Source organism: Mesorhizobium sp. M7A.F.Ca.AU.002.02.1.1 (assembly GCF_003998535.1).
Lineage (GTDB): Bacteria > Pseudomonadota > Alphaproteobacteria > Rhizobiales > Rhizobiaceae > Mesorhizobium > Mesorhizobium ciceri.
In genome coordinates this window covers 1-2,957 of sequence record NZ_RZPB01000739.1, presented here as the reverse complement: position 1 = coordinate 2,957, position 2,957 = coordinate 1, and the positions used below count along the sequence as shown (strand labels likewise).

Genomic DNA, 2,957 nt, shown 5'->3' with positions numbered 1-2,957 from the left:
CCCCATGACCGGAATGCCGGCGGCGACGATGGCCGCGATCTGGCTAACCATGTCGACGCCGCCTTCGAGCTTTACCGCCTGGCAGCCGGTTTCGTCGACGACCCGCCGCGCCGAGGCGACGGCAAGTGCTGCCGTGACCTCATAGCTGCCAGCCGGCAAGTCGACGACGACGCAGGCACTGGCCGAGCCGCGCATCACGGCTTGCCCATGTGCGATCATCATCTCCAGCGAGGCACCCAGTGTCGTCTTGTGGCCGTGGAGGACCATGGCGACACTGTCACCGACCAGAAGCAGATCGACATGGTGATCAAGCAGACGGGCGATGGGATAGGTATAGGCGGTCAGGCAAACGATCGGCGCGCCGCCCTTGCGGTGGCGAATCGCCTCGGCGCTGATGCGCATGTCGGTGGTCGGCAATTCCGTGGCCAATCGTCACCTCCTTTGGCCTCAAGCCGGGCTGGATACAAGCATGGGCGCGCAGAGCTTTAGAAACACCGCAAAGGCTTGGCAAGCGTGCATGCAGCCACCGGCAGGATCACAGGCTTGTGTCGGGTTTCAGGAAAGCCATTTGCGCACACGCCGTGGCAAAAGCCTTGCCTTCGGCAAGGCCTGACGCCATAAGCAGGAAACGGGCGCTGCCGGCGCGAGGGTTTTGAGATGAAGACTTTCCTTACGCAGTTTTTCACCTGGTGGAACAGCCAGACGATAGGAACCCGCCTGCACACGTGGCGGTATGGCAAGAAGGTCGGCCAGGACGAGACCGGCAATTTTTACTACGAAGGCGGCATCGATTCGGAAGGCCGCACGCGCCGCTGGGTCATCTACCGCAATTATTCGGAAGCTTCGGCGATACCGCCCGGCTGGCACGGCTGGATGCACCACCGTGTCGACGTCGCGCCGTCCAGCGAGGACTACAAGCCACGCGACTGGCAGAAGCCGCATCAGCCCAATCTGACCGGCAGCCCGGCGGCCTATCGTCCGAAGGGCTCGGTGCTCACCAATCAGCATCGCCCGCAGGTCACCGGCGACTACGATGCCTGGACACCCGGGTCGTAGCGACAGGGTGCAAGCCGGTCCTTTATCGCCACAATTGGTGTTTAGCTGCTTGCTGATCAGAAAACGGCGACTAGCCTTGGCGATCGACAGAATCACCCGGGCGCGAACCACCGGTATCTTTGCATGAGCTTTTCTTACTCAATATCGGCCAGTCTGGCGCTAGCCGCCGGTCTTGCCGTCAGCACCGTGGCCTTCGCCGCTTCGCCTGAGCCCGCGGCACCCGCGCCGGCGCCGCCCGCGGGAGCGGACCGGGTTACCAATGCCGTTGCCGAGTTTGCCGGTATCGACAAGATCACCGGCCGGATCATCACCTTCGATGTCTATATCGACGAGACGGTGCAGTTCGGCGCTTTGCAGGTGACGCCGCGCGTCTGCTATTCGCGGCCGCAGGCGGAGGCGCCGAAGACCGATTCCTTCGTCGAGGTCGACGAGATCACGCTCGACCGCAAGATCCGCCGCATCTTCACCGGCTGGATGTTTGCCGAAAGCCCCGGCCTCAACGCCGTCGAGCATGCCGTCTACGACGTCTGGCTGAAGGCCTGCAAGCAGAAGTCGGATGTGCCGGCGCCCGACGGAGCCAAGGCTGACGCAACCAAAGCGGAGGCTCCCAAGCCCGCCGCAGCCAAACCGGAAGCCGCGACCACTCCGGACGTCACAACGCCTGATGTGACGGAGCCGGACGCTTCGGAACCCGATACTACCGACACCAACTGATCCCCCGGAACCGTCCTGGCCACAATGCGTTGGGCCACGGACGAGCGCACATTCATGCGTAAGGAGGATCTTCCGATGTCAGACAGCAAACGGATCACGGCTAGCAAGGCCGAATTGCTGGAACTCGAAAAGGGATTCTGGACGGGCGACTCCGCCTACTACGCGGCCAACGCCGACACCGAATGCCTGGTGGCATTTCCGCAGATGGCACAGGCGATGGACAATGCGGATCTGGCCAAGACCGCGGCCAAGCCCAACCGCTGGCGCAACCTGCAGATGGATCTCAAGGGCATTATCGAGCCGGGCAGCGACATCATCATGCTGACTTACGAGGCGCGTGCGACACGGGAGAATGGCGAGGCTTATGCCGCGCTGGTCAGCACCGGCTACGTCCATCGCGCCAACGGCTGGAAGATGATGTTCCATTCGCAGACGCCATTGGAAGCCGCTACCGGGAAGTAGGCTCAATCCTCAGGGATAGAATATTGCCTCGCCCTTCAACGCATCGGCGAGCATCTTCTCATACTTGCCGCGCGGCACGTCGACCGCGCCGAACCGCTTGAGGTGCTCGGTGGTGAACTGCGTATCAAGCAGAGCAAAGCCCCGCGCCTTCAAGCGCTCGACGAGGTAGAAGAGGCAGGTCTTGGAAGCGTCCGTCTCTCTGGCGAACATGCTCTCGCCAAAAAACACCCGGCCGAGCGACACGCCATAGAGGCCGCCGACCAGCCGGTCCTCACGCCACGCTTCGACCGAATGACAATGGCCTATCCGATGCAACTCGATATAGGCTTCGCGGATCGGCGCATTGATCCAGGTCGAGCGCCGCTCCGCGCGCTTTTCGGCGCAGCCGTCGATGGTCGCCTCGAAATCGAAATCGAAACGGATGTCGAAGGGATGTTTCTTGATCGTTTTCCAGAGACTTTTCGGCGTGTGAAAGCCGTCAAGCGGGATGATGCCTCGTGTCTCCGGCCGCACCCAGAACACCTCCGGGTCGCCGGCACTTTCTGCCATTGGGAAGACGCCCGAGGCGTAGGCCTTGAGCAGCAGGTCGGTGGGGATGCGATAGCCGGGCGCGTAGGGGCGGGTCATCGCGTCTCCGCGCTACTCTTCCTTGGCCAGGTATTTTTCCAGCCAGTGGATGTCATAATCGCCATTGGCGATGTCGGCATTGCCGACGAGATCGCGAA

The 2,957-nt window shown here is 62.3% G+C and carries 5 protein-coding genes; 3 read left to right on the top strand and 2 right to left on the bottom strand.

The genetic code is table 11. The features are described 5' to 3' along the window. On the bottom strand, positions 1 to 402 hold a 402-nt coding region (locus tag EN879_RS30410), incomplete at its 3' end, for a 3-methyl-2-oxobutanoate hydroxymethyltransferase (protein ID WP_245493888.1). Between the two features lie 255 nt (positions 403 to 657). Here EN879_RS30410 and EN879_RS30405 point away from each other — a divergent pair. From EN879_RS30405 to EN879_RS30395, 3 genes are all read left to right on the top strand, one after another. Next, positions 658 to 1,056: an NADH:ubiquinone oxidoreductase subunit NDUFA12 gene (locus EN879_RS30405; protein ID WP_013531353.1), complete on the top strand. Its 399-nt coding sequence runs from the start codon at positions 658 to 660 to the stop codon at positions 1,054 to 1,056. 123 nt (positions 1,057 to 1,179) lie between these two features. Continuing rightward, positions 1,180 to 1,770, top strand: coding sequence for a DUF2155 domain-containing protein (locus EN879_RS30400; protein ID WP_013531354.1), 591 nt, complete (start codon positions 1,180 to 1,182; stop codon positions 1,768 to 1,770). Positions 1,771 to 1,845: 75 nt separating this feature from the next. After that, positions 1,846 to 2,232 carry a hypothetical protein gene (locus tag EN879_RS30395; protein ID WP_024503882.1) on the top strand — a complete coding sequence of 129 codons (387 nt, stop codon included), beginning with the start codon at positions 1,846 to 1,848 and terminating at the stop codon, positions 2,230 to 2,232. A gap of 9 nt (positions 2,233 to 2,241) precedes the next feature. On the opposite strand, the gene aat is transcribed toward EN879_RS30395, so the two are convergent. Continuing rightward, positions 2,242 to 2,859, bottom strand: coding sequence for a leucyl/phenylalanyl-tRNA--protein transferase (aat, locus tag EN879_RS30390; RefSeq protein WP_024503883.1), 618 nt, complete (start codon positions 2,857 to 2,859; stop codon positions 2,242 to 2,244). Between the last annotated feature and the right edge of the window lie 98 nt (positions 2,860 to 2,957).

What these genes read in the sequence shown, in the direction of transcription:
- EN879_RS30405 (WP_013531353.1), top strand. Translation starts at nt 658, where the DNA reads ATGAAGACTTTCCTTACGCAGTTTTTCACCTGGTGGAACAGCCAGACG.
- EN879_RS30400 (WP_013531354.1), top strand. Translation starts at nt 1,180, where the DNA reads ATGAGCTTTTCTTACTCAATATCGGCCAGTCTGGCGCTAGCCGCCGGT.
- EN879_RS30395 (WP_024503882.1), top strand. Translation starts at nt 1,846, where the DNA reads ATGTCAGACAGCAAACGGATCACGGCTAGCAAGGCCGAATTGCTGGAA.
- aat (WP_024503883.1), bottom strand. Translation starts at nt 2,859, where the DNA reads ATGACCCGCCCCTACGCGCCCGGCTATCGCATCCCCACCGACCTGCTG.